Genomic DNA, 446 nt, shown 5'->3' on the forward strand with positions numbered 1-446 from the left:
TAGCCGTCGGCCGGCATGGCCAGCTTCAGGTCGGTGCCCGGCGGCAGGTTGATCAGGGTGGCCAGCTCGGTCTTGGCCAGCGACAGCGCCTTGCGCTGCACTTCCAGCTGGCGCGTGGCTTCGATCAGCGAGCGCTGGTAGCTCATCGCCTGGACCGGGTCGCCGATGCGCTGGGCACCGAGGTTCTGGCTGTCCTTGCGCGCCTGCTCGACTCGGGCGGTGAGGCTGTCGATGCGACCCAGCAGGCGTTCGGCGGCGACGGCGCGCCAGTAGGCCGAGCGCACGTCCTGGACGATGGTCTGGCGCACCTTGCGCCGGCGTTCGTCGAGGATCAGGCGCTGGTCGGCCTGCTGCTTGGCGCTGACGTAGCTGACGCCGAAGTCGAGCACGTTCCACACCATGGTCAGGTCGGCGACGTCGCGGTCGCGGTCCTGGGAGGTGGACGG

General features: G+C 70.0%; 1 protein-coding gene. It reads right to left on the bottom strand.

The genetic code is table 11. The features are described from left to right. Positions 1 to 446 (bottom strand): TolC family protein (locus IB274_RS29465; RefSeq protein ID WP_192436297.1); only part of this gene is annotated, 446 nt, incomplete at both ends.

The organism is Pseudomonas sp. PDM18, assembly GCF_014852585.1.
In the GTDB taxonomy this organism is placed as follows: Bacteria; Pseudomonadota; Gammaproteobacteria; order Pseudomonadales; family Pseudomonadaceae; genus Pseudomonas.